The organism is Streptomyces sp. NBC_00009 (assembly GCF_045040855.1).
Classification (GTDB): domain Bacteria; phylum Actinomycetota; class Actinomycetes; order Streptomycetales; family Streptomycetaceae; genus Streptomyces; species Streptomyces aureus.
This window is the reverse complement of sequence record NZ_CP108312.1, coordinates 2,415,497-2,436,032: the sequence shown is the minus strand read 5'-3', so window position 1 is coordinate 2,436,032 and position 20,536 is coordinate 2,415,497. Positions and strand designations below refer to the sequence as shown.

Annotated in this window: 15 protein-coding genes; 7 read left to right on the top strand and 8 right to left on the bottom strand. The window is 72.5% G+C overall.

Features of this window, described 5'->3' with window-relative positions; genetic code table 11:
- Nucleotides 1-80 precede the first annotated feature (80 nt).
- On the top strand, nt 81-548 hold the full coding sequence (locus tag OHA58_RS10680; RefSeq protein ID WP_405478503.1) for an ATP-binding protein: 468 nt from the start codon (nt 81-83) through the stop codon (nt 546-548).
- Here OHA58_RS10680 and OHA58_RS10675 read toward each other — a convergent pair.
- The 3 genes from OHA58_RS10675 to OHA58_RS10665 are packed head-to-tail and all read right to left on the bottom strand — an operon-like array spanning nt 505 to nt 2,307.
- On the bottom strand, nt 505-963 hold the full coding sequence (locus OHA58_RS10675; RefSeq protein ID WP_405478502.1) for a MarR family transcriptional regulator: 459 nt from the start codon (nt 961-963) through the stop codon (nt 505-507). The genes OHA58_RS10680 and OHA58_RS10675 overlap by 44 nt on opposite strands.
- Nucleotides 960-1,454: a MarR family winged helix-turn-helix transcriptional regulator gene (locus OHA58_RS10670; protein ID WP_405478501.1), complete on the bottom strand. Its 495-nt coding sequence runs from the start codon at nt 1,452-1,454 to the stop codon at nt 960-962. Before OHA58_RS10670 ends, OHA58_RS10675 begins: the two co-directional genes overlap by 4 nt.
- 52 nt (nt 1,455-1,506) lie before the next feature.
- Nucleotides 1,507-2,307, bottom strand: a complete 801-nt coding sequence (locus tag OHA58_RS10665) for an MBL fold metallo-hydrolase (protein ID WP_405478500.1) — start codon at nt 2,305-2,307, stop codon at nt 1,507-1,509.
- Nucleotides 2,308-2,392: 85 nt separating this feature from the next.
- On the opposite strand from OHA58_RS10665, the gene OHA58_RS10660 reads away from it, so the two are divergent.
- The 4 genes from OHA58_RS10660 (at nt 2,393) to OHA58_RS10645 (ending at nt 6,229) form a co-directional block, all read left to right on the top strand.
- On the top strand, nt 2,393-2,992 hold the full coding sequence (locus OHA58_RS10660; RefSeq protein WP_405478499.1) for a CGNR zinc finger domain-containing protein: 600 nt from the start codon (nt 2,393-2,395) through the stop codon (nt 2,990-2,992).
- A gap of 49 nt (nt 2,993-3,041) precedes the next feature.
- Nucleotides 3,042-3,446 (top strand): MerR family transcriptional regulator, encoded by a 405-nt coding sequence (locus OHA58_RS10655; RefSeq protein WP_355688103.1) that lies wholly within the window; start codon nt 3,042-3,044, stop codon nt 3,444-3,446.
- A 1-nt stretch (nt 3,447) separates the two neighbouring features.
- Nucleotides 3,448-3,774, top strand: coding sequence for a thioredoxin (gene trxA, locus OHA58_RS10650; RefSeq protein WP_405478498.1), 327 nt, complete (start codon nt 3,448-3,450; stop codon nt 3,772-3,774).
- Nucleotides 3,775-3,973: 199 nt separating this feature from the next.
- Nucleotides 3,974-6,229, top strand: coding sequence for a HelD family protein (locus tag OHA58_RS10645; RefSeq protein WP_405478497.1), 2,256 nt, complete (start codon nt 3,974-3,976; stop codon nt 6,227-6,229).
- Here OHA58_RS10645 and glgB read toward each other — a convergent pair.
- From glgB to OHA58_RS10620, 5 genes are all read right to left on the bottom strand, one after another.
- Nucleotides 6,216-8,453 (bottom strand): 1,4-alpha-glucan branching enzyme, encoded by a 2,238-nt coding sequence (gene glgB, locus OHA58_RS10640; RefSeq protein WP_405478496.1) that lies wholly within the window; start codon nt 8,451-8,453, stop codon nt 6,216-6,218. The two genes, OHA58_RS10645 and glgB, sit on opposite strands and share 14 nt — an antisense overlap.
- Entirely contained in the window at nt 8,450-9,871 is a 1,422-nt protein-coding gene (locus OHA58_RS10635) for a maltokinase N-terminal cap-like domain-containing protein (RefSeq protein WP_405478495.1), read from the bottom strand. The genes glgB and OHA58_RS10635 overlap by 4 nt, the downstream gene beginning before the upstream one ends.
- A 152-nt stretch (nt 9,872-10,023) precedes the next feature.
- Nucleotides 10,024-11,721, bottom strand: a complete 1,698-nt coding sequence (treS, locus tag OHA58_RS10630; protein WP_405478494.1) for a maltose alpha-D-glucosyltransferase — start codon at nt 11,719-11,721, stop codon at nt 10,024-10,026.
- Nucleotides 11,718-13,847, bottom strand: a complete 2,130-nt coding sequence (locus tag OHA58_RS10625) for an alpha-1,4-glucan--maltose-1-phosphate maltosyltransferase (protein WP_405478493.1) — start codon at nt 13,845-13,847, stop codon at nt 11,718-11,720. Before OHA58_RS10625 ends, treS begins: the two co-directional genes overlap by 4 nt.
- 194 nt (nt 13,848-14,041) lie before the next feature.
- Entirely contained in the window at nt 14,042-15,247 is a 1,206-nt protein-coding gene (locus OHA58_RS10620) for a S8 family peptidase (protein ID WP_405478492.1), read from the bottom strand.
- 339 nt (nt 15,248-15,586) lie between these two features.
- Here OHA58_RS10620 and OHA58_RS10615 point away from each other — a divergent pair, with 339 nt between their 5' ends.
- Entirely contained in the window at nt 15,587-18,145 is a 2,559-nt protein-coding gene (locus tag OHA58_RS10615) for a protein kinase domain-containing protein (RefSeq protein ID WP_405478491.1), read from the top strand.
- Between the two features lie 38 nt (nt 18,146-18,183).
- Nucleotides 18,184-20,490 carry a protein kinase domain-containing protein gene (locus OHA58_RS10610; protein WP_405478490.1) on the top strand — a complete coding sequence of 769 codons (2,307 nt, stop codon included), beginning with the start codon at nt 18,184-18,186 and terminating at the stop codon, nt 20,488-20,490.
- Nucleotides 20,491-20,536 lie beyond the last annotated feature (46 nt).

Here is a 20,536-nt window from a genome sequence, read left to right as displayed (position 1 = left end):
GAAGGTTCGATTGCGGGCCAATATGCCCTGTGGCCACGGTAATTGGGCGCACTCAACCCCCCTTCCGAAGGGACCCGCCCATGTCCACCGCCCTCCCCACCCTCGACCGCTCCACCGGCTACCCCATGACCCCGCGGAGCGTCCCCCTCGCTCGTATGCACACGCGACGGCGGCTCACTTTCTGGCAGTGGCCGGGTGACATCGAGGACGCCGTGCTCGTCGTGTCCGAACTGACGGCGAACGCCGTGACACACGCCCGGGTGCCGGGGCATCAGGTGTGGGTGCGGCTGGCCGCGACGGAGGACGGTGGGTTGCTGGTCGACGTGTCGGATCCGTCACCCGTCTTCCCGGTGACGGATCCCCGCCCGGAGGGCGAGCACGGCCGCGGCCTGATGGTCGTACGCCAACTGGCCCTGGAACTGGACTGGTTCCTGCGCCCGAACCTCGGCAAGACGGTCCGGGCGCGGCTGGTTCCTCATGGGCGGCGGGCGGAACTCGGTGTGGTCAGGCGGTCAGCGCGGCAAGCTCCGCGTTGGCGCGCTCGGTGACCAGGGCGAGGACGCGGCCGGCGGCGGCCAGGTCCTCGGCGGGTATCCCGCCCCAGACGCGGGCGGTGAGGGGGGCGGTCTCCGCGCCGATGGCGGCGAGCAGCTCGCGCCCCGCATCCGTGGGGCGAAGGTGCGCGCCGTCCGCGACGAGCAGCTGCTTGGCCAGCAGCTCGTCGAGGGTGGCGCGGATGTCGGCCGGATCGGCCTTGAGGGAGCCCTGGACCTGGGTGACGAGATCGTCCGGCGTCTGCGGGGCGTCGGCGGTGACGGCGGCGCGCAGGGTGACCTGCTGCTGGAACGTGGCGCCGTGCCGGGCCAGGACGTGCTCCAGGACGCCGCGGGCGGCGTAGTGGGCCAGGCCGAGGGTGCGGGCGTTGGCGACGGGTGCGGTGGTGCTGGATGCAGTGGTGGTCATGGTGTTGCCCCCTGAGTGCTCTCGTCGTGCGATACGGATGGAGCGAAAGGTGCGTCGAGCAGGGTTGTCAGCTCGTCGGTGAACGCGCGCGTCCGAGGGGCGTCGAGGCCGCCCAGCGGCTCCAGCAACTGCTGAAGCAGTTCCTGGACCACCGTGATGGCCCGCCGCGTGACGGCCTGGCCCTGCTCGGTGAGGGCGAGCTGTACGGCGCGCGGGTCGCGGGGATCGCGGGTGCGCTCGATCAGGCCGGCCGACTCCAGGGCACGCGCCAGCTTCGAGACGTACAGCGCCTCCAGGCCGGTGTGGTCGGCGAGTTGGCGCTGACTGGGCCGCTCACCGGCGCGCTGCATGCCGTGCAGCGACGCGACCAGTGAGTACTGCGCGTGGGTGAGACCCAGCGGAGCCACCGCACGATCGACCGCGACGCGCCACTTGTTGGCGAGCCGCCATACCAGGAATCCGGGCGTGGGGCCCGGTGAAGCCTTGCTCATGGCAGATACAGTACATGGCTACTATGTCCATGGCTACTATTTCTGGCGGATGTCAGCCCCGGTGGCCCAGGTCCAGGCGGTCCAGCAGCCCGGCGTCGGTGAAGGCGGCGACCAGTTCGGCGCGGCCCTCGGTGAAGTGCGCCCAGCTGTCGTAGTGGACGGGGACCACCCGGCGGGCGCCGAGGATCCGGGCGGCGTCGGCGGCCTGCGCGCTGTCGAGGACGAGCAGCGAGCCGTCGTAGAGGACGGGAATGCGGGGAGCGCCGGCGAACAGGATGGCGGTGTCCACCGGGCCGAACCGTTCGGCGATCTTCTTGACCAGGTCGAGCGAGGCGTTGTCGCCGCTGACGTAGACCGTGGGCAGGCCCTGCCCGGTCAGGACGAATCCGACGACCTGGCCGCTGATCGGTTCGACCTCCTCGCGTGCGCCGGGCCCGTGGATGGCGGGCACGCCCGTGACGGTGATGGTGCCGCCGTCGGCGCGGTCCAGGTCGATCGACTCCCAGTCGGCCAGCCCCTTGGCCCCCACCCCCAGACGCCGTCCGCCCCCGGGCGTGGTCAGGGTCAGCGGGACGTCGGCGAGCAGGGCCCGGCCGGAGTCGTCGAGGTTGTCGGGGTGCTCGTCGTGGGAGAGCAGGACCACGTCGATGCGGCCGAGTCCGGCCGGTGCGGCCGAGGAGGGCGCCGTCTTGGTCAGCCGGCCGCCGGGCACGGGGTAGTCGCGGGGCGCGTCGAAGGTCGGGTCGGTCAGGAAGCGCAGGCCGCCGTATTCGAAAAGGGCGGTCGGGCCGCCCAGGACGCGGATGGGGATCTGCTCAGTGGTCGTGGTCCTGGTCGTACTGGCGTCAGCCATCGAAACCTCACGGATAGAAGGCGTGTAATCCGTGAGGGACGATAGTCTTGTCTCACGGATGAAGGCAAGCCGTACCATGACAGTCATGAGCGAGACCCCGACCGCCGAATCCATGCCGCCGCCCGCGCCGGGGGCGGAGGACCACCTCGCCCTCGACTTCGTCAACAGCGCCGTCGCGCTGCCCGGAGGGCACTTCATCGATCTCCTGGGCACGCCCGGGCACGCGAATCGATGGCTCACCGAACACGGCCTCGCGGCGGCCGACGCCGGGGTGCAGGAGATGTGCGCGGCGCAGCTGCGCTCCCTGCGCGAACACCTCAGGGCGTTGTGCGCCGCCCGTGTCGCCGGACTGCCCGCCCTGCCCATGGCGCTGTCCGCCGTCAATGACGCGCTGAGCAAAGCCCCCACGGCCGCCCTGCTGTACTGGGACGCGAAGAACGGCCCCTACCGCGCGGTGCCCTGTCCCACCGACGAGATCCTCGGCCGCGCTCTCGCGACCCTCGCGGCCGACGCGGCCGACCTCCTCACCGGCCCCGACGCCGACCGCCTCACCGGCTGCGGTTCCACCCCCTGCAACCGCTACCTGCTGCGCCACGGACGCCGCCACTGGTGCTCCACCCGCTGCGGCGACCGTGCCCGCGCCGCCCGCGCCTACGCCCGGCGTACCCAGCCGAAGGCAGACTGACGAACCAGGGCTGGCCTTTCCGTCGGCGTCAACGTTTACGGTCGTAGACATGCGCATCGGAGAGCTGGCGGAGCGGGCCGGGACGTCCACGCGGACGCTGAGGTACTACGAGTCGCGTGGGCTGCTGCCCGCGCGGCGCGGAGGCAACGGCTACCGCACGTACGACGAGGCGGACCTGCGGGCCCTGCGGCAGATCAGGACGCTGCAGGACTTCGGGTTCGAGCTGGAGGAGACCCGGCCCTTCGTGGAGTGCCTGCGGGCCGGGCATCCGGAGGGCGACTCGTGCCCCGCCTCGCTCGCGGTGTACCGCCGCAAGCTCGGCGAACTCGATGCGCTGATCGGCGAGTTGACCGCCGTGCGGGAGAAGGTCGGCGCGCAGCTGGAGCGCGCCGAAGAGGCCATGGGCGCGCTGGCGGGCGAGGACCCGTCGCCGCGTTGCGAACTGGGAGGGTGAAGTGAGTACGGATCTGAGGGACGTCACGGACGCGGACTTCGAGAGCGAGGTCATCAAGGCGGGGCGGCCGGTCCTGGTGGAGTTCACCGCAGAGTGGTGCGGGCCGTGCCGGCAGCTCGCGCCGGTGCTCCGCTCCATCGCGGACGAGGAGCGGGAGCGGCTCGACGTCGTGGTGATCGACGTGGACCGCAACCCGGAGACCGCGGTGCGTTACGGGGTGCTGTCGATGCCGACGCTGATGGTCTTCAAGGACGGCGAGCCGGTGTGGTCGCGGGTCGGGGCACGCCCGAAGAGGCGACTGCTGGAGGAATTGGCGGAGGTCGTCTGATCGCGTCGGTGTGACGGAGGCCGGTGACCGGGCCGAATAGCGGCGGTGAAATCCCCGGGGTGCAATGGGACCCTGCCAGGGGGTATATTTAGTGTTTCTGTGTGCCCACAGAAAAGGCCCCTCACGAGGGGCCGAATAAACACACCGTACCTGGCAGGGAGCCGCTTTGTCAACCCGTGAAGCGCGTGAAATCGCTGAATTGCAGAAAGAGCAGGAATTCATCGACCGGCTTTACGCGCGCGTCGATGTGCTGCGCGGCGATGCCGCGGAGTCGGTCACGGACGCCCTGACACCGGTCGGCACCGGCCAGCAGGCGCGACTCGAAAGGGATCTCCTCGTCGTCGAACGTTCCGGCCTGCTCGCCGCGCTGAACGCGGTCGACGGTTCGCTGTGCTTCGGCCGGATCGATCTCACCGAAAAGGCGGGCGGCACCGCGCATCACATCGGGCGCATCGGAATTCGCGAGGACGACAGCGAGCACACCCCGATTCTGGTCGACTGGCGCGCGCCGGTCGCCCGCCCCTTCTATCTCGCCACCGGGCACACGCCCATGGACATCAGGCGGCGCCGCCACCTCACCACCGAGGGCCGCACCGTCACCGAGCTGCACGACGAGATCCTCGACCTGGGTGACGAGGAGCGCACCGGCTTCGAGGACCCGACCGGCGACGCGGTGCTGCTCGCCGCCCTGAACTCGGCCCGCACCGGCCGCATGGGCGACATCGTGCAGACCATCCAGGCCGAGCAGGACCGGATCATCCGCCACTCACACCGCGGTGTGCTCGTGGTGGAGGGCGGCCCCGGCACGGGAAAGACCGCGGTGGCGCTGCACCGGGCGGCGTTCCTCCTGTACGAGCAGCGCGAGCTCCTCGCCAAGCGGGCCGTGCTCATCGTCGGCCCGAACCCCGCCTTCCTCGGCTACATCGGCGAGGTCCTGCCCGCGCTCGGCGAGACCGGTGTGCTGCTCGCGTCGCTCGGTGAGCTGTTCCCCGGCGTGCACGCCACCGCCGAGGACACCCCGCACGCCGCCGCCGTCAAGGGCGCCGAGGCCATGGTCGACGCCCTCGCGCTCGCCGTGCGCGACCGGCAGCAGCTCCCCGAGCCCGGCGCCCCGATGGTCGTCCCGCACGACGACGGTGACCTCATCCTCGACTGGGAGATCGCCTACGAGGCCCGGCAGGCCGCCCGCGACACGCTCCTGCCGCACAACCTCGCCCGCCCCCACTTCGCCTTCCGGATCATCGACGCGCTCACCGCCCAGCTCGCGGAGCGCATCGGCGCCGACCCGTACGGCGGGCCCAACTTCCTCGGCCCCGACGACCTCGCCCAGCTCGGCAAGGGCGTCGCCGCCAGCACCGAAGTGCACGCCGCCATCGAGGAGTTGTGGCCCCGGCTCACCCCGCAGGACCTCGTCGCGGACTTCCTGGCCGAGCCCGTGCGCCTGGCCGGCGAGGACGCGAAGGCGATCCGGCGGGACGTGACCGGACCGGCGGACTGGACCCCCGCCGACGTTCCGCTCCTCGACGAGGCCGCCGAGCTGATCGGCGTCGACGACAGCGCCGAGCGCGCCCTGGCCGAGGCGGCGCGGCAGGAGCGGATCGCCTACGCGCAGGGCGTCCTCGAACTCTCGCGTGGCTCCGAGACGTACGAGTTCGAGGACGAGGAGGACTCCGAGGTACTCGCCGCGCACGACATCGTCGACGCCGAGCGGGTCGCCGACTGGTACGAGGAGGAGGACCACCGCAGCGCCGCCGAGCGCGCGGCGGCCGACCGGACCTGGGCGTTCGGGCACATCATCGTCGACGAGGCGCAGGAGCTGTCGCCCATGGCGTGGCGGCTGCTGATGCGGCGTTCGCCGACGCGGTCCATGACGCTGGTCGGCGACCCCGCGCAGACCGCCGAGGAGGCCGGCGTCGGATCGTGGGAGAAGATCCTCGCGCCGTACGTCGAGGACCGCTGGGAGCACACCCGGCTCGGCGTCAACTACCGCACGCCGTCCGAGATCATGGACGTGGCGGCGGCCGTGCTGCGCGCCGAGCACCCCGGCTTCGAGCCGCCGTCCTCGGTCCGCTCGACGGGCGTGCGCCCCTGGGCGCGCGCGGCCGACGACGTCGTAAAGGCCGTGGCCGAGGAGGCCGTCGCCGCGACGCCCGAGGAGGGGCGGCTCGCGGTGATCGCCCCCCGCCGGCTGCACGCGGCGCTCGCCGCCGTGCTGCCGGACGTCGTGGCGGGCGGCGAGCCCGACCTCACCAAGCACCTGGTGCTGCTCGACCCCCGCCAGGCCAAGGGTCTCGAGTTCGACCGCGTACTGGTCGTGGAGCCCGGCGAGTACGGCGTCAGTGACCTCTACGTCGCGCTGACCCGGGCCACCCAGACGCTGGGCGTCGTGCATGGCGGGGAGCTGCCCGAGTCCCTGCGCGGCGTGCTACGGCCTGTCCCGATCACGCGGGCCTGAGCCACACCGTCGCGAGCGGCGGCAGCGTGAGCCGGACGCTTGCCGGACGCCCGTGGGCACCCTGGGCGTCCGGCTTGACGGGGTCCGGGTTGCCGACGTCGCCGCCGCCGTAGCGGGCCGCGTCGGTGTTGAGGACCTCGTGCCAGGCCGGTACGTCGTCGGGGGCGCCGAGCCGGTACTCGTGGCGGACCACCGGCGAGAAGTTGGACACCGACATGAGCGGGCTGCCGTCGGCGGCGCGGCGCAGGAACGCGAACACGTTGTCCTGCGCCGCGTCACCGACGATCCACTCGAAGCCCGCCGGGTCCATGTCCCGCTGCCAGAGCGCCGGTTCGCTGCGGTAGACGGCGTTCAGGTCGCGGGTGAGGTCGCGGACACCGCGGTGGTCGGGCTCCGCCGGGTACGACGGGTCGAGCAGCCACCAGTCCGGGCCGTGCGCCTCCGACCACTCGGCTCCCTGCGCGAACTCCTGCCCCATGAACAGGAGTTGCTTGCCCGGGTGGGACCACATGAAGCCCAGGTAGGCGCGGTGGGTGGCCCGCTGCTGCCACCAGTCGCCGGGCATCTTGGACACCAGGGCCTTCTTGCCGTGCACCACTTCGTCGTGCGAGATCGGCAGGACGTAGTTCTCGCTGTACGCGTACACCATCGAGAAGGTCATCTCGTCGTGGTGGTAGCTGCGGTGGACCGGGTCGTGGGACACATAGCCGAGCGAGTCGTGCATCCAGCCCATGTTCCACTTCAGGCCGAAGCCGAGACCCCCGAAGCCGCCCGGCCCGATGTGGTGGGTCGCCCGGGTCACGCCGTCCCACGCCGTCGACTCCTCGGCGATCGTCACGACGCCGGGGATCCTGCGGTACAGCGTCGCGTTCATCTCCTGGAGGAACTCGACCGCGTCGAGGTTCTCCCGGCCGCCGTACTCGTTCGGCGACCACTGGCCGTGTTCGCGCGAGTAGTCGAGGTAGAGCATGGAGGCCACGGCGTCGACCCGCAGGCCGTCGATGTGGAACTCCTCGCACCAGTACACGGCGTTGGCCACCAGGAAGTTACGGACCTCCTTGCGGCCGTAGTCGAACTCGAGGGTGCCCCAGTCGGGGTGGGCGGCGCGCAGCGGGTCCTCGTGCTCGTACAGGGTGCGGCCGTCGAACTCGGCGAGCGCCCAGTCGTCGCGCGGGAAGTGGGCCGGCACCCAGTCCATGAGGACGCCGATGCCGGCCTGGTGCAGCGCGTCGACCAGATGCCGGAAGTCGTCGGGTGTGCCCATGCGGGCCGTCGGGGCGTAGAAGCCGGTGACCTGGTAGCCCCACGACCCGCCGAAGGGGTGCTCGGCCACCGGCATCAGCTCCACGTGCGTGAACCCCAAGTCGGCTACGTAGCGGGGCAGTTGGTCGGCCAGCTGGCGGTAGGTGAGACCCGGGCGCCAGGACGCGAGGTGGATCTCGTAGACCGAGAGCGGGGCCTCGTGCGCCGGCGGCGTGCCGCGGCGGCCCATCCACTCGTCGTCGTGCCAGGTGTGGTGCGACGCGTCGATGACGGAGGAGTTGGCGGGCGGGACCTCCGTGCGGCGGGCCAGCGGGTCCGCGCGCATCGTCTTCGAGCCGTCCGGGCGGGTGATCTCGAACTTGTACAGCTCACCCTCGCCGAGCGACGGGACGAAGAGCTCCCAGATCCCCGTGGAGCCCAGCGAGCGCATCGGGTAGCCCGTCCCGTTCCAGTAGTTGAAGTCGCCCACGACGCACACCCCTTGGGCGTTGGGCGCCCAGACGGTGAAGCGGGTGCCGGTGATGCCCTGATGCGTCATGGGGTGCGCGCCGAGCGCCTGCCACAGCTGCTCGTGACGGCCCTCGCCGATCAGGTGCAGGTCGAACCCGGAGAGCGCGGGCAGCAGCCCGTACGGGTCCGGCGTCTCGTGGTCGGCGCCCTCGTAGGTGACCAGGAGGCGGTACTCGTCCGGGGGTGCGGGCAGGTCGACGAAGCCCGAGAAGAACCCGTCGCCGTCGTCGTGCAGCAGGACCCTGAGGCCGTCCGCCACGACGGTGACCGTGCGGGCGTACGGGCGCAGCGCCCGGAACGCCGTGCCGGTGGGCGTGGGGTGCGCGCCCAGGGTGGAGTGCGGGTCGTGGTGGGTGCCGGCGAGGAGACGGTCGCGGTCGGCGGCGGGGGTGGGGGCCGGGGCGGCGGTGACGGGTGTCGGAGGTGTGGAGCGGGAGGGGTCGTGCGTCACGGGGTGGCCTCCTGGCTCGGGGTCGACATGGGGTGCTGCGGTGCCTCGTCTCCGGGGCGGGGGCGCGGCAGGCCGGAGGCCTCCGCGGCGAGGCGCTCGACCGCCGAGAGGGGGATCGACAGCCAGTCCGGGCGGTGATGGGCCTCGTAGACGGCTTCGTAGACCGCCTTGTCCGTCTCGTAGGCGCGCAGCAGGACCGGGTCCGTGCGCGGGTCGTCGCCGGCGGCCTGCGCGTAGCCCGCGCAGTACGCGTCCCGGCACCGGCGCGCCCAGTCCGGCGCCCACGGCCGGTTCGTGCGGGCCGCGTAGTCGAAGGAGCGCAGCATGCCGGCCACGTCCCGGGCGGGCGGGTGCGGCAGCCGGCGTTCGGGCAGGGGGCGGGAGGGCTCGCCCTCGAAGTCGATGACCGACCAGGCGCCGGCGGGCGAGCGCAGGCACTGGCCCAGGTGCAGGTCCCCGTGGACGCGCTGGGCGGTGCGGGGGGTCGTGTCGGCCGCGAGGGCGTCGAAGGCGGTGTGCAGCGCGGGTGCGTAGGGATGGAGCGCCGGTACGGCCTGGACCGCCTTGTCGAGACGGTCCTTCATCGACTGCGCCAGCTGCACGGTGTGGGCGCGGCCCAGGGTGACCGTCGGCAGGGCGTGCGCCAGGGCGAGGTGGATCTCGGCTGTCGCGCGGCCGAGTTCGCGGGCCTCGTGGCGGAAGTCCTGCCCCTTGGACAGTTCGGCCAGCGCGAGGTCCCAGCCGTCCGTCGCGCCCGTGAGGTAGGGCTGGAGCAGGCCGAGCGAGAGCGGGTCGCCGTCCGTCGTCTCGAACCACGCCACCGGGGCGAGCGCGCGTTCGCAGCCCTCGTCGGCCAGCGCGCGCTGGAGTTCCAGATCCGGGTTGAGGCCCGGCGTGACGCGGCGGAACACCTTGAGGATGAACGTATCTCCGTAAATGATCGACGAGTTGGACTGCTCCGCGTCGAGGGGGCGGGGGGCGAGGTCCGGCGGGATCGGGGTCTCGCCGTCGTGCGCGAAACGGAGTCCGCCCAGCCGGCCCGGGTGGCGCAGCCGTTCCAGGAGGAGGTCCGTCAGGCGGGGGTCGAGCAGGGCCTCGTAGACCGTGTGCCCAGTGAGGGGTCCCTGCGTGACGTGGCCGATGAGGGCCGGCGCCAGGTACGGGGGCAGTGACTCCCTTACGCCCAGCAGGAGTTGGTACGTGTCCTGGGTGGGCTCGATGCGCAGGAGGGCGTGGATCAGGCCCGGCTGCCGTGCCGTGGCCGGCAGCAGGTCCGTCGCGGCGAGCAGGGTGAGGGCGGGTGCTGTTCTGCCCGCGAACCAGCGTTGCCGGGGCAGCCACGCGCGCAGGAGCGGATCGAGCGAGGCGAGCAGCTCGGGTCGCGCGGTCGGGCCGGTTCGGGTGACGGCATCCGGCATGGCGTCACGTCCTTTCCCCGGGGCGGGCCGCGACTGGGTGCGGGGCGGCGTCCCGGAAATGCGGCAGAGGCAGTACGTGCGGGACGTGTCGGGGTGTGTGGTGATGGGTGCCCAGGGAGGGGCGGCGGAAACCGGCCCTCCCCGGGCGGCGGTCAGGCGTCCTTGCGCAGCCGGAACCAGTAGAAGCCGTGACCTGCGAGGGTGAGGAGATAGGGCAGTTCACCGATGGCCGGAAAGCGCACCCCGCCGATCAGCTCGACCGGGTGGCGGCCGCTGAAGGCCTGGAGGTCGAGTTCCGTGGGCTGGGCGAAGCGCGAGAAGTTGTGCACGCACAGCACGAGGTCGTCTTTGTACTCGCGCAGGAACGCGATCACCGCCGGGTTGGACGAAGGGAGTTCGGTGTACGAGCCGAGGCCGAACGCCTCGTTCTGCTTGCGGATCTCGATCATGCGCCGGGTCCAGTGCAGCAGAGACGACGGCGAGGTCATGGACGCCTCGACGTTGGTCACCTGGTAGCCGTAGACCGGGTCCATGATCGTGGGCAGGGAGAGCCGGCCCGGGTCGCAGGAGGAGAAGCCCGCGTTGCGATCGGGTGTCCACTGCATCGGCGTGCGCACCGCGTCGCGGTCACCGAGCCAGATGTTGTCGCCCATGCCGATCTCGTCGCCGTAGTAGAGGATCGGCGAACCTGGGAGCGACAGGAGCAGCGCCGTGAACAGCTCGATCTGGTTGCGGTCGTTGTCCAGGAGGGGTGCGAGGCGGCGGCGGATGCCGATGTTGGCGCGCATCCGCGGGTCCTTGGCGTACTCCGCGTACATGTAGTCGCGTTCTTCGTCGGTGACCATTTCGAGCGTGAGCTCGTCGTGGTTGCGCAGGAAGATGCCCCACTGGCAACTCGACGGAATGGCAGGGGTCTTGGCGAGGATTTCCGAGACCGGGTGGCGCGACTCCCTGCGTACCGCCATGAAGATGCGGGGCATGACGGGGAAGTGGAACGCCATGTGGCATTCGTCGCCGCCGGAGGGGTAGTCGCCGAAGTAGTCGACCACGTCTTCAGGCCACTGGTTGGCCTCGGCCAGCAGCACCGTGTCCGGGTAGTGCGCGTCGATCTCCTTGCGGACCCGCTTGAGGAGCTCGTGCGTGGCCGGCAGGTTCTCGCAGTTGGTCCCCTCCTCCGCGTAGAGATAGGGCACCGCGTCGAGCCGGAAGCCGTCGATGCCCAGGTCCAGCCAGAAGCGCAGGGCCGCGATGATCTCCTCCTGGACGCGCGGGTTCTCGTAGTTGAGATCCGGCTGGTGGGAGAAGAAGCGGTGCCAGTAGTACTGCTTGCGCACCGGGTCGAAGGTCCAGTTCGACGCCTCGGTGTCGACGAAGATGATCCGCGCGTCCTCGTACTGCTTGTCGTCGTCGGCCCAGACGTAGTAGTCGCCGTAGGGGCCGGTGGGGTCCTTGCGGGACTCCTGGAACCACTCGTGCTGATCGCTCGTGTGGTTCATGACGAAGTCGATGATCACGCGCATCCCGCGCTGGTGTGCGGCGTCGACGAACTCCACGAAGTCGGCCAGGTCACCGAACTCCGGCAGGACCGCCGTGTAGTCCGAGACGTCGTAACCGCCGTCCCGCAGCGGGGACTTGAAGAACGGCGGCAGCCAGAGGCAGTCCACGCCGAGCCACTGGAGATAGTCCAGTTTCGCGGTGATGCCCTTGAGGTCGCCGACTCCGTCGCCGTTGCTGTCCTGGAAGGAGCGGACGAGGACCTCGTAGAAGACGGCACGTTTGAACCAGTCGGGATCCCGGTCCTTTGCGGGTGTGTCCTCGAAGGTGTCCGGGACGGGTTCATTGACGGTCATGGTGTGGGTGACCCTCCGATCAACGGTGAGGACGGTCGCAGGACGGTGAAGATGTGCGCGGGCGCGCGGCCCGGCTCGAGGCGCACGTAGTTGGTCCTGCCCCAGTGGTAGGTCTCACCGGTGAGCTCGTCGCGCACCGGCGCGGACTCGTGCCAGCCGAGTCCCAGTTGCGGCATGTCCAACGACACCGTCGCCTCCTGGGTGTGGTGGGGGTCGAGGTTGGCGACCACCAGAACCGTGTTCGAGCCGTGCGCGCCTGCGACCGACTTGGAGTACGCGATCACCGTGTCCTGGTCGGTGTGGTGGAAGTGCACGTCACGCAGCCGGCGCAGGGCGGGGCTGCGGCGCCTGATGTCGTTGAGCCGGGTGATGAGGGGCGCGATCGAACGCCCCTCGTGCTCGGCCGACTCCCAGTCGCGCGGCCGCAGTTCGTACTTCTCCGAATGGAGATACTCCTCGCTACCGGGGCGTAGCGGGGCGTTTTCGCACAGTTCGTAGCCGCTGTAGACGCCCCAGGTGGGCGCGAGCGTGGCGGCCAGGACCGCGCGCACCTCGAACGCGGGGCGCCCGCCGTTCTGAAGGTAGGCGTGCAGGATGTCCGGGGTGTTCACGAAGAAGTTGGGGCGCATGTACGCGGCCGTGTCCTTCGCCAACTCCGTGACGTACTCGGTGAGTTCCTGCTTCGAGTTGCGCCAGGTGAAGTAGGTGTACGACTGCTGGAAGCCGGCCTGCGCGAGGGTGCGCATCATCGCGGGGCGCGTGAACGCCTCGGCCAGGAAGATCACGTCGGGGTCGGTGCGGTTGATCCTCCTGATGACCTGTTCCCAGAAGACGACGGGCTTGGTGTGCGGGTTGTCGACGCGGAAGATGCGCACGCCGTGGTCCATCCAGAAGCGCAGCACCCGGGTCGTCTCCGCGACCAGGCCGGGCATGTCCTTGTCGAAGGCGATCGGGTAGATGTCCTGGTACTTCTTCGGCGGGTTCTCCGCGTACGCGATGGTGCCGTCCGGCCGGTGGTGGAACCACTCGGGGTGCTTCTCCACCCATGGGTGGTCGGGCGAGCACTGGAGCGCGAAGTCGAGGGCGATCTCCAGGCCCAGGTCCGCGGCCCGGCTCACGAACACGTCGAAGTCGTCGAGCGTGCCGAGATCCGGGTGGACCGCGTCGTGACCGCCCTCCGGGGAGCCGATCGCCCAGGGGACACCCACGTCGTGCGGCCCCGGCGAGAGCGAGTTGTCGGGACCCTTGCGGTACGTGGTGCCGATGGGGTGGACCGGCGGCAGGTAGAGGACGTCGAAGCCCATCGCGGCGATGGCCGGGAGGCGCTTCGCCGCGGTGTGGAACGTGCCGGAGACCGGCGGTTCCCCCTCGCGCACGATCGCGCCCTCCGAGCGCGGGAAGAACTCGTACCACGCTCCGTACAGCGCGCGCTCGCGCTCCACGAGGAGCGGCAGCGGGTCGGAGCTGGTGACCAGCTCGCGCAACGGGTGGCGGGCGAGGACCTCGTCGACCTTCGGGGTGAGCGCGGCGGCCAGGCGGGCCGCCGCGGGGCGCGCGGTGTCCCGGAGCGCGGCGGCGGCGCGCAGCACGGTCTCGCGCTGCCCCTTGCGCTGCGGCACGCCCTCGGCGGCGCGCTCGTGCAGCAACGCGCCTTCTTCCAGGACGAGTTCGGTGTCGATGCCTGCCGGGACCTTGATCTGCGCGTGGCGTCGCCAGGTGGTGACGGGGTCGCCCCACGCCTCGACGGTGTAGGTCCAGCGGCCCTCCGACGTGGGCGTGACCTGCGCGCCCCAGCGGTCGGTGCCGGGGGCCAGCTCGCGCATCGGGGTCCAGGGGCCCGTGCGGCCGCGCGGCGAGCGGAGCACCACGTTCGCGGCGACCGCGTCGTGGCCCTCGCGGAAGACCGTCGCGCTGACCTGGAAGGACTCGCCCGCCGCCGCCTTGGCGGGCCTGCGGCCGTGGTCCACGAGGGGCTGGACGTCCAGGACGGGTATCCGCCCGAGGGGGGTGGCGGCGGTGGTGGCCGGTGGGCGCCGCCGGCCCGGTGGTTTCTGCGATTTCGCGCTTCTGGCCGACGGCTTCGCCGGGTCCGTGTGCGGCTTCGGCGAGGGACTCTGTGCGGGCATGACCGCTCCTGACCGCGGGGGTTCGGCTTGCGGAAACGGGGGTGGAGAAGAGGGTCGCGCAGTGTGTACCGGGGGAGCCTTCCACGGTCGCAGGGCGGGCAATCCGGTGCTTTGTTAACTACTCGCGCGTAAGCACACAGACAAGTCCGGCCCCGCCGCGAACGACGGGACCGGACCATGAACTCACCCTTCGGTTACGGGTTGTTGACCTGGAGCAGCTTGTTCGGCGAGCCGGGCAGCGTGTCCGCGATCCGGCCTGTCGCCGCGCCCCTCGTCAGCGCCCGGCTCACCTCGGCCGGCGTGGCCGAGGTGTGGTCGGACAGGTACAGCGCGGCGGCGCCCGCCGCGTGCGGCGACGCCATCGACGTACCGGAGAAGGTCGCCTTCCCCGTGTCGCTCGCGTTGGACGCCGAGGTGATGTCGACGCCGGGGGCGAACAGGTCGAGCCGGGTGCCCCAGTTCGAGAAGTCGGCGCGCCGGTCCGTGCGGTCGGTCGCGCCGACCGTGATGGCCTCCTTCACGCGGGCCGGTGAGTAGAGGCTCGCCGGGAGTCCGTCGTTGCCGGCCGCGACCGTGTACGTGACCCCGGAGGCGATGGAGCCCCGCACCGCCGCGTCCAGTTGGGCGTTGGCGTAGCCGCCGAGGCTCAGATTGGCGACGGCCGGTTTGCGCGCGTGCTTCGTCACCCAGTCGATGCCCGCGATGACCTGGGCGGTCGTCCCGGAGCCCGCGTCGTCGAGCACGCGCACCGCGACCACGTCCGCCTTCTTCGCGACGCCGTAGCCCGACCCGGCGACGGTTCCGGCCACATGGGTGCCGTGGCCGTTGCCGTCCTGCGCGGTGGCGTCGCCGTCGACGAAGTCCCAGCCGTAGCGCGCCCGGCCGCCGAAGTCCCGGTGCGAGATCCGGATGCCGGTGTCGATGACGTACGCCGTCACGCCCGAGCCGGCCGACTCGGGCCAGGTGTAGGAGCTGTCGAGCGGCAGATCGCCCTGGTCGATGCGGTCCAGCCCCCAGGACGGCGGGTTCTTCCGGGTGTGGTCGAGCGAGACCCGTGAGTCCTGGACGACCGCGGCGACCGACGGGTCGGCCGCGAGCCTTCTGGCCTGTGCCTCGCCCGCGCGCACCGCGTACCCGTTCAGCGCCGTGCTGTAGGTGTGGCGTATTTTCGCCCCGTACTTCTCGGCGAGGCCCTTGCCCGTGCCGGACGGTGCCTTCGTTCCCCCCTTGAGCGTCACGATGTAACTGCCTGCGACGGCGCCGGGCTCACCGGCGCCGAGTATGCGCCCCGGCGGGGGCGCGGCGTGCGCGGGCAGTGTGACGGCCGAGAGCACCGCCGCCGTGGTCGCGGCGGTGAGCGCGCCCGCCCAGCGCAGACGCCTCTTGCGCGTCAGTGTCATGTCGTGAGTTCCCCTCCTCGACTCGGCGCGCGAGGACCGGAGTTGCACGGCCGCCGGTCCTGACGGCCGCGAATCCGCGCACACCGCTTGGCAGCCTCTCGTGCGGTGTCAGGCCCTACAAGACCGCATGAGGGGGCGGAATCGGCCATATCGCCTGTGGGGGACTTGTGGCGATCGCGGTGAAGGTTGCGGCGAAAACCGGACTTCCTCCGGCCGGTACGCGGGCCTCGCCCCTCGTGGCCTGCGGCGCACCCAGTAATCTGCCGGAGCGTCACGGAAGGTGCGCACGCGCACAGTTGAGGCGCGGGATCCGGACAACGGCACGGGGGGACGGGACGGATGATCGGCCGGCTGCGGGAGGGGTCGCCCGCGCGCATAGGTCCGTACGAGACGCTGGCCAGGCTCGGGGCGGGCGGCATGGGCGAGGTGTTCCTCGCCACCGACGGGCCGTGCGTCCCGGAGTCCCTGGTCGCCGTGAAGGCGATCCGCCGCGAGGTCGCCGGGGACCCGGCGTTCCGCGCCCGGTTCCGGCGTGAGATCGCCGTCGCCGCGTCGGTGGCGAGCCCCTTCGTGGCGCGGCTCGTCGCCGGTGACGCCGACGCGGAGCAGCCCTGGCTCGCCACGGAGTACGTCCCCGGCCCGACCCTCGCCGAGGCGGTGCGCCGGCACGGGCCGCTGCCCGCGCCCGCCGTCCTCGCGCTCGGCGCCGGGATGGCCCGGGCCCTGTCCGCGGTGCACGCCGCGGGCGCCCTGCACCGGGACCTGAAGCCGGCGAACGTCCTGCTCGGCGCCGACGGGCCCAAGCTGATCGACTTCGGCGTGGCGCGCACCCCCGGCGCCACCACGATGACCTCGACCGGACTGCTGGTCGGTACGCCCGGCTTCATGTCGCCGGAGCATGTCGCGGGCGGGCGGCATGTGGTGGCCGCCTCCGACGTGTTCTGCCTGGCCTCGGTCCTTGCCTACGCGGCGACCGGGCGCGACCCGTTCGGTGACGGCCCGGTGGCGGCGGTCCTCTACCGGGTCTCACGCGCGGAGGCCGAACTCGGAGGGATTCCACAGGAGTTGAGGGACGCCCTGGCCGAGTGTCTCGTTCAGGACCCCGGGGCGCGGCCCGGGCCGGAGGCACTCGCCGAGCGGTTCGCCGCCCTGACCGGTGCCGGCGGGCCCGACGCCGGATGGCCGGACCCCGTGGTGGAGTCGATCGCCGAGACGCGGCGGGACGTGGCGCACCTGTGCGCCGCCGGACAGCCCCTGGTACCGCTCCCGCAGGACAGCGCGCCAGGCGGCCGCACCCCCACGCGCACCCCCACCCGCACCCCGACGCAGCGCTCGACCCCGCCCGCCCTCACGCCGCACGACCTGCCCACCATGGGCGCGGCCCCGCCCGCCACCCCGGCAGCCACACCTGCGCGCCGGGCACTGAGCCGCCGTACCGTCCTCGCCACGGTCCTCGCGGTGGCCGTCGCGGGCGGAGCCGTCGGCGCACTGCTCGCGCTGCGCGGCCCCGCTACGGACGACGAGGCCGGCGGCCCGGGCGGTCAGGGTGCCGGACCCACGCCCTCCACCACGCTCTCGCCCGCCGCACTCGTCGCACGGGCCGGGGTGGACGGGGCCGGGACGGACGACCGGAGCGGCTACGTACCGCAGTTCCGGGAGCAGCGGCCCAAGGGCTGGAAGCCGTGGCGGGGCAGGCTCGGGCACGCGCCCATGAGCTGCGCCGCCGACACCCGGGCCGTCGTCTGCCTGCTCACCGACGGGACGTACGAGGCGCTCGACGCGAGCAGCGGCCGGCGGCTGTGGACGTCGGACGGGCGCTCGCCCGCGGACGGCGACGTCGGCGACGAGGCCTACATCAGCCCCTCGGGCAAGCTGTTCATGCCCGGCGACTCGCTGGCCCCGACGGTCCGCGGCGGCACCACGGTCATCGCCCACAAGGGCCGCCTCCAGGTGCGGGACTCCCGCTCGGGCGGCGTGCGCTGGTCGGCCGCGCCGGACGGCGGCACGCACTTCACCGCGGCCCTGCTCACCGACGAGGGCCGCCTCGTCACGTCCCAGGAGGGCTCGGCGGACGGCGTGGACGGCCCGGCGGGCGCGAAGCTGAGGGCGTTCCGCCTGAAGGACGGCGCACCCGGCTGGACCCACACGCTCAGCACGGGCGAGCTCGCCGGTGCCGAACTGGGCGCCTACACAGCCGACCTGGCCCACGGCGGCCTCGTCTACGCCGACGCGAAAGAGGGCGTCGTCGCACTCGACGAGCGGACCGGCACCCGGGTCGGCACCCCGTACGACAAGGGGCAGTGCCGCACTCTGATGGCGCAGGACGGGCAGGTGCTGTGCACCCAGGTCCTGTCCGGCGACGGCTCCTTCGACGACCCCAACACCACGCCCCAGACCCGGGTCACCCGCCTCAACTCCCGTACGCTCGCGGTCGAGGGCACGTTCGGCTTCAAGGCGCCGAAGGTGCAGGCGGACGGCTTTCCCGGGTCCGACGTCGTCGTGAGTGCGGTCGGACCCCGCGCCGCGGTCGCCTACGACACGACGAACGAGAAGCTCCTGGTCGCCGACGCGCGCCACGGCCGCGTCACCCGCAGGGAACCCCTCACGACCGTCACCGACGTGATCAAGCGGCCGGTCTCGTCGGGACCGCTGATCACCGGCGACCGCGCCCTGACCGCCGACAACACCACGCTTCGGTCCGTGCCGCTGGGGGCGAAGGGCAAGGCCCGCGCCGCCGTCGTCCCAGGGGCACCCGGAAACCCGCAGGTCAAGGAGCACACCGACCCCGGCACGGTCATCGCCGACTCGCCGCGGCCCCCGACGCTCCTGCTGCTCGGCGGGATCGTGACGCTCGTCTACGACCAGGGGACCGTCGTGTCCCTGGAGATCCCGGCGTAGTCACGCGTCCCGCACCGCCCCGGTCCTTGGAGGTTCCGTTGCTCGACCCGCTGCCCGGGCCCCCGCGGCACATCGGCCCCTACCGGCTGCTCGCCCTCATCGGCGCGGGCGGCATGGGCGAGGTGTACCTGGCGCGGGAGCACCGGCCGGGGGCACCGCTCGTCGCCGTCAAGACGGTCAGGGCGGACCTCGACGTCGACCGTGAGTTCCGGATCAGGTTCCGCCGCGAGATCGCCGCCGCGCGTGCCGTCTCCGGTCCCGGCACGGCCGCGCTCCTCGACGGGGACGCCGACGCCCAAGTGCCCTGGCTGGCCACGGAGTACGTGGCCGGGCCCGCGCTCGCCGAGACAGTCGCCCGCTGCGGTCCGCTGCCCGTCCCCGCGGTGCGCGCCCTCGGCGCCCGGCTCGCCCGCGCCCTCGCCGCCGTGCACGCGGCGCACGTCCTGCACCGGGACCTCAAACCCGGCAACGTCCTGCTCACGCCCGAGGGCCCCAAGCTCATCGACTTCGGCATCGCGCAGGCCTTCGAGGCCACGGCGCTCACGGCCGCGGGGATGGTCGTCGGCACCCCCGGGTTCATGGCGCCCGAGCAGATCGAGGGCAGCCACGCCGTCGTGCCCGCCTCGGACGTCTTCGCGCTCGGCGCCGTCCTCTGTCACGCCGCCACGGGCCGGGGCCCCTTCGACGACCCCGAACTCGCGTCGGTCATCTTCCGCATCACCCAGGGGGACGCGGACCTGTCGGCGGTCCCGGAGGCGCTGCGCGAGACGGTCGCCGCGTGCCTGCGGGTGGCGCCGGGGGAGCGGCCCGGCGCGGCGGAGCTCGCGCGGCGGCTCGACCCGGGTCCCGCCGACGCCCCGGTGCCCTGGCCCACCGAGGTGCTCTCGCTCTTCGCCGAGCACCGGGAGGCCGTGGCCCGCTGCGAACAGGACGTGGCCGCACGGTCGTTCGCGGCTGCCGACACGGCGACGGGGACCGGACCCACGCCGCCCGCCACACCGTTGATGCCTGAGGCACCCCCCGCCCCGCCCGGCCGCGGGACGCCCCGCCGCTGGCCGTGGCTGGTCGCGGCGGCGGTCGCCGGAGCCGCGGTGGCCGCCGCGGCGGTCGTCCTGCCGGGCGGGGGCGGCACGGGCGCGGGCGGTGGCACGTCACCCGGACACGAAGGCTCCAGGACCCCCGGCGGCCCCCGCGTCGTCACCGCCTACGGATCCGCCGACCGCTCAGGAGAGTTCGGCACGGCCGGCACCCGCGCCTCCGCCCGCCCCGACGGATGGAAGCCCTGGTCCGTGGACCGCCCCGCCGCCCTGGACGACCGCGGCCGCGGCTGCGTGCTGGTCCTGCCCCGGCTGATCTGCCGCGACGGCAAGGGCGCGGCGGCTGCCTTCGACGCCGCGAGCGGCCGGGGCGGCTGGACGTCCCGCGGGTTCACGGCCGGACCCGACGACCTCCAGGGCATCCAGGAGCTGCCGCCCGAGAGCGACGGCACCCGCGTGTTCGTGCCCAGCGAGCTCGGAGTCACCGGCGTCGACGCCGCGACCGGCACCGTCCGCTGGCGCCACCGCCTGCCCCGGTACACCGGTCTGCTCGCCCTGACGTACGCGAAGGGCGTCGTCTACACCGCCGAGTTCACCATGACCCCCGGCACCCGCATGTCCCGCAGTACGGTCGTGCGGGCCCGGCGCGCCCGGGACGGCCACGAGCTGTGGCGGACCGCCCCGTTGCCCAAGCCGCAGGGCCCGCTCCTGACCGGCGACGGCCGCGTCTACCTGGCCGCCGAGGGCGGCGGAGTGCTCGCCCTCTCCACGAAGGACGGCTCCCGCGCCGCCTCCGCGCCCGCCGCGACCTGCTTCGCCCTCCTGCGCCACGCGTCGTCCGTCCTGTGCTGGGACCTCGAACACCCGGGCGTGCGGGAACTCGACGGCCGCACCCTCGCCACCCGGCGCACCGTCGCGGCCGACGTGCGGCCCACGCTGCCCGGACCCGTCGTCGGCGCGGACGGCGTGCTCGTCGTGCCGGCCGGCAACGAGGACGCGTCGGACCCCGTCGACCACTTCCTCACGGCGTACGACTGGCGCACCGGCCGGCGCCTGTGGCACTACGGCGCGCCCCAGGAGACCGCCGGCCTCGCCCTCGCGGGCAAACGGGTGCTGTCCTTCGGCGCGTACGCCCTCGAAGGGCGGAACACCTCGGGCGACGTCAACACGCTCCGCAGGAAGGACACCCCGCGCACCGGGCCGGGGACCGGGGCAGCGGCCGTACACCTGGGCCAACCCCTTTATCTGGGGGGCGCGTTGTTCGCCGACACCGACGAGGGCAAGGTCGTCTCCGGCTACGCCCCGTGACCCCGCTCCGGTCGCCGCCGACCCCCGCGTACCGCTGGGAACCGCG

Bases quoted from the DNA above. Each gene is read 5' to 3' on its own strand.
- OHA58_RS10620 (WP_405478492.1), bottom strand. From the start codon at position 15,247: ATGACACTGACGCGCAAGAGGCGTCTGCGCTGGGCGGGCGCGCTCACC.
- OHA58_RS10680 (WP_405478503.1), top strand. From the start codon at position 81: ATGTCCACCGCCCTCCCCACCCTCGACCGCTCCACCGGCTACCCCATG.
- OHA58_RS10655 (WP_355688103.1), top strand. From the start codon at position 3,042: ATGCGCATCGGAGAGCTGGCGGAGCGGGCCGGGACGTCCACGCGGACG.
- OHA58_RS10625 (WP_405478493.1), bottom strand. From the start codon at position 13,847: ATGCCCGCACAGAGTCCCTCGCCGAAGCCGCACACGGACCCGGCGAAG.
- OHA58_RS10615 (WP_405478491.1), top strand. From the start codon at position 15,587: ATGATCGGCCGGCTGCGGGAGGGGTCGCCCGCGCGCATAGGTCCGTAC.
- OHA58_RS10660 (WP_405478499.1), top strand. From the start codon at position 2,393: ATGAGCGAGACCCCGACCGCCGAATCCATGCCGCCGCCCGCGCCGGGG.
- OHA58_RS10665 (WP_405478500.1), bottom strand. From the start codon at position 2,307: ATGGCTGACGCCAGTACGACCAGGACCACGACCACTGAGCAGATCCCC.
- OHA58_RS10670 (WP_405478501.1), bottom strand. From the start codon at position 1,454: ATGAGCAAGGCTTCACCGGGCCCCACGCCCGGATTCCTGGTATGGCGG.
- OHA58_RS10675 (WP_405478502.1), bottom strand. From the start codon at position 963: ATGACCACCACTGCATCCAGCACCACCGCACCCGTCGCCAACGCCCGC.
- treS (WP_405478494.1), bottom strand. From the start codon at position 11,721: ATGACCGTCAATGAACCCGTCCCGGACACCTTCGAGGACACACCCGCA.
- OHA58_RS10635 (WP_405478495.1), bottom strand. From the start codon at position 9,871: ATGCCGGATGCCGTCACCCGAACCGGCCCGACCGCGCGACCCGAGCTG.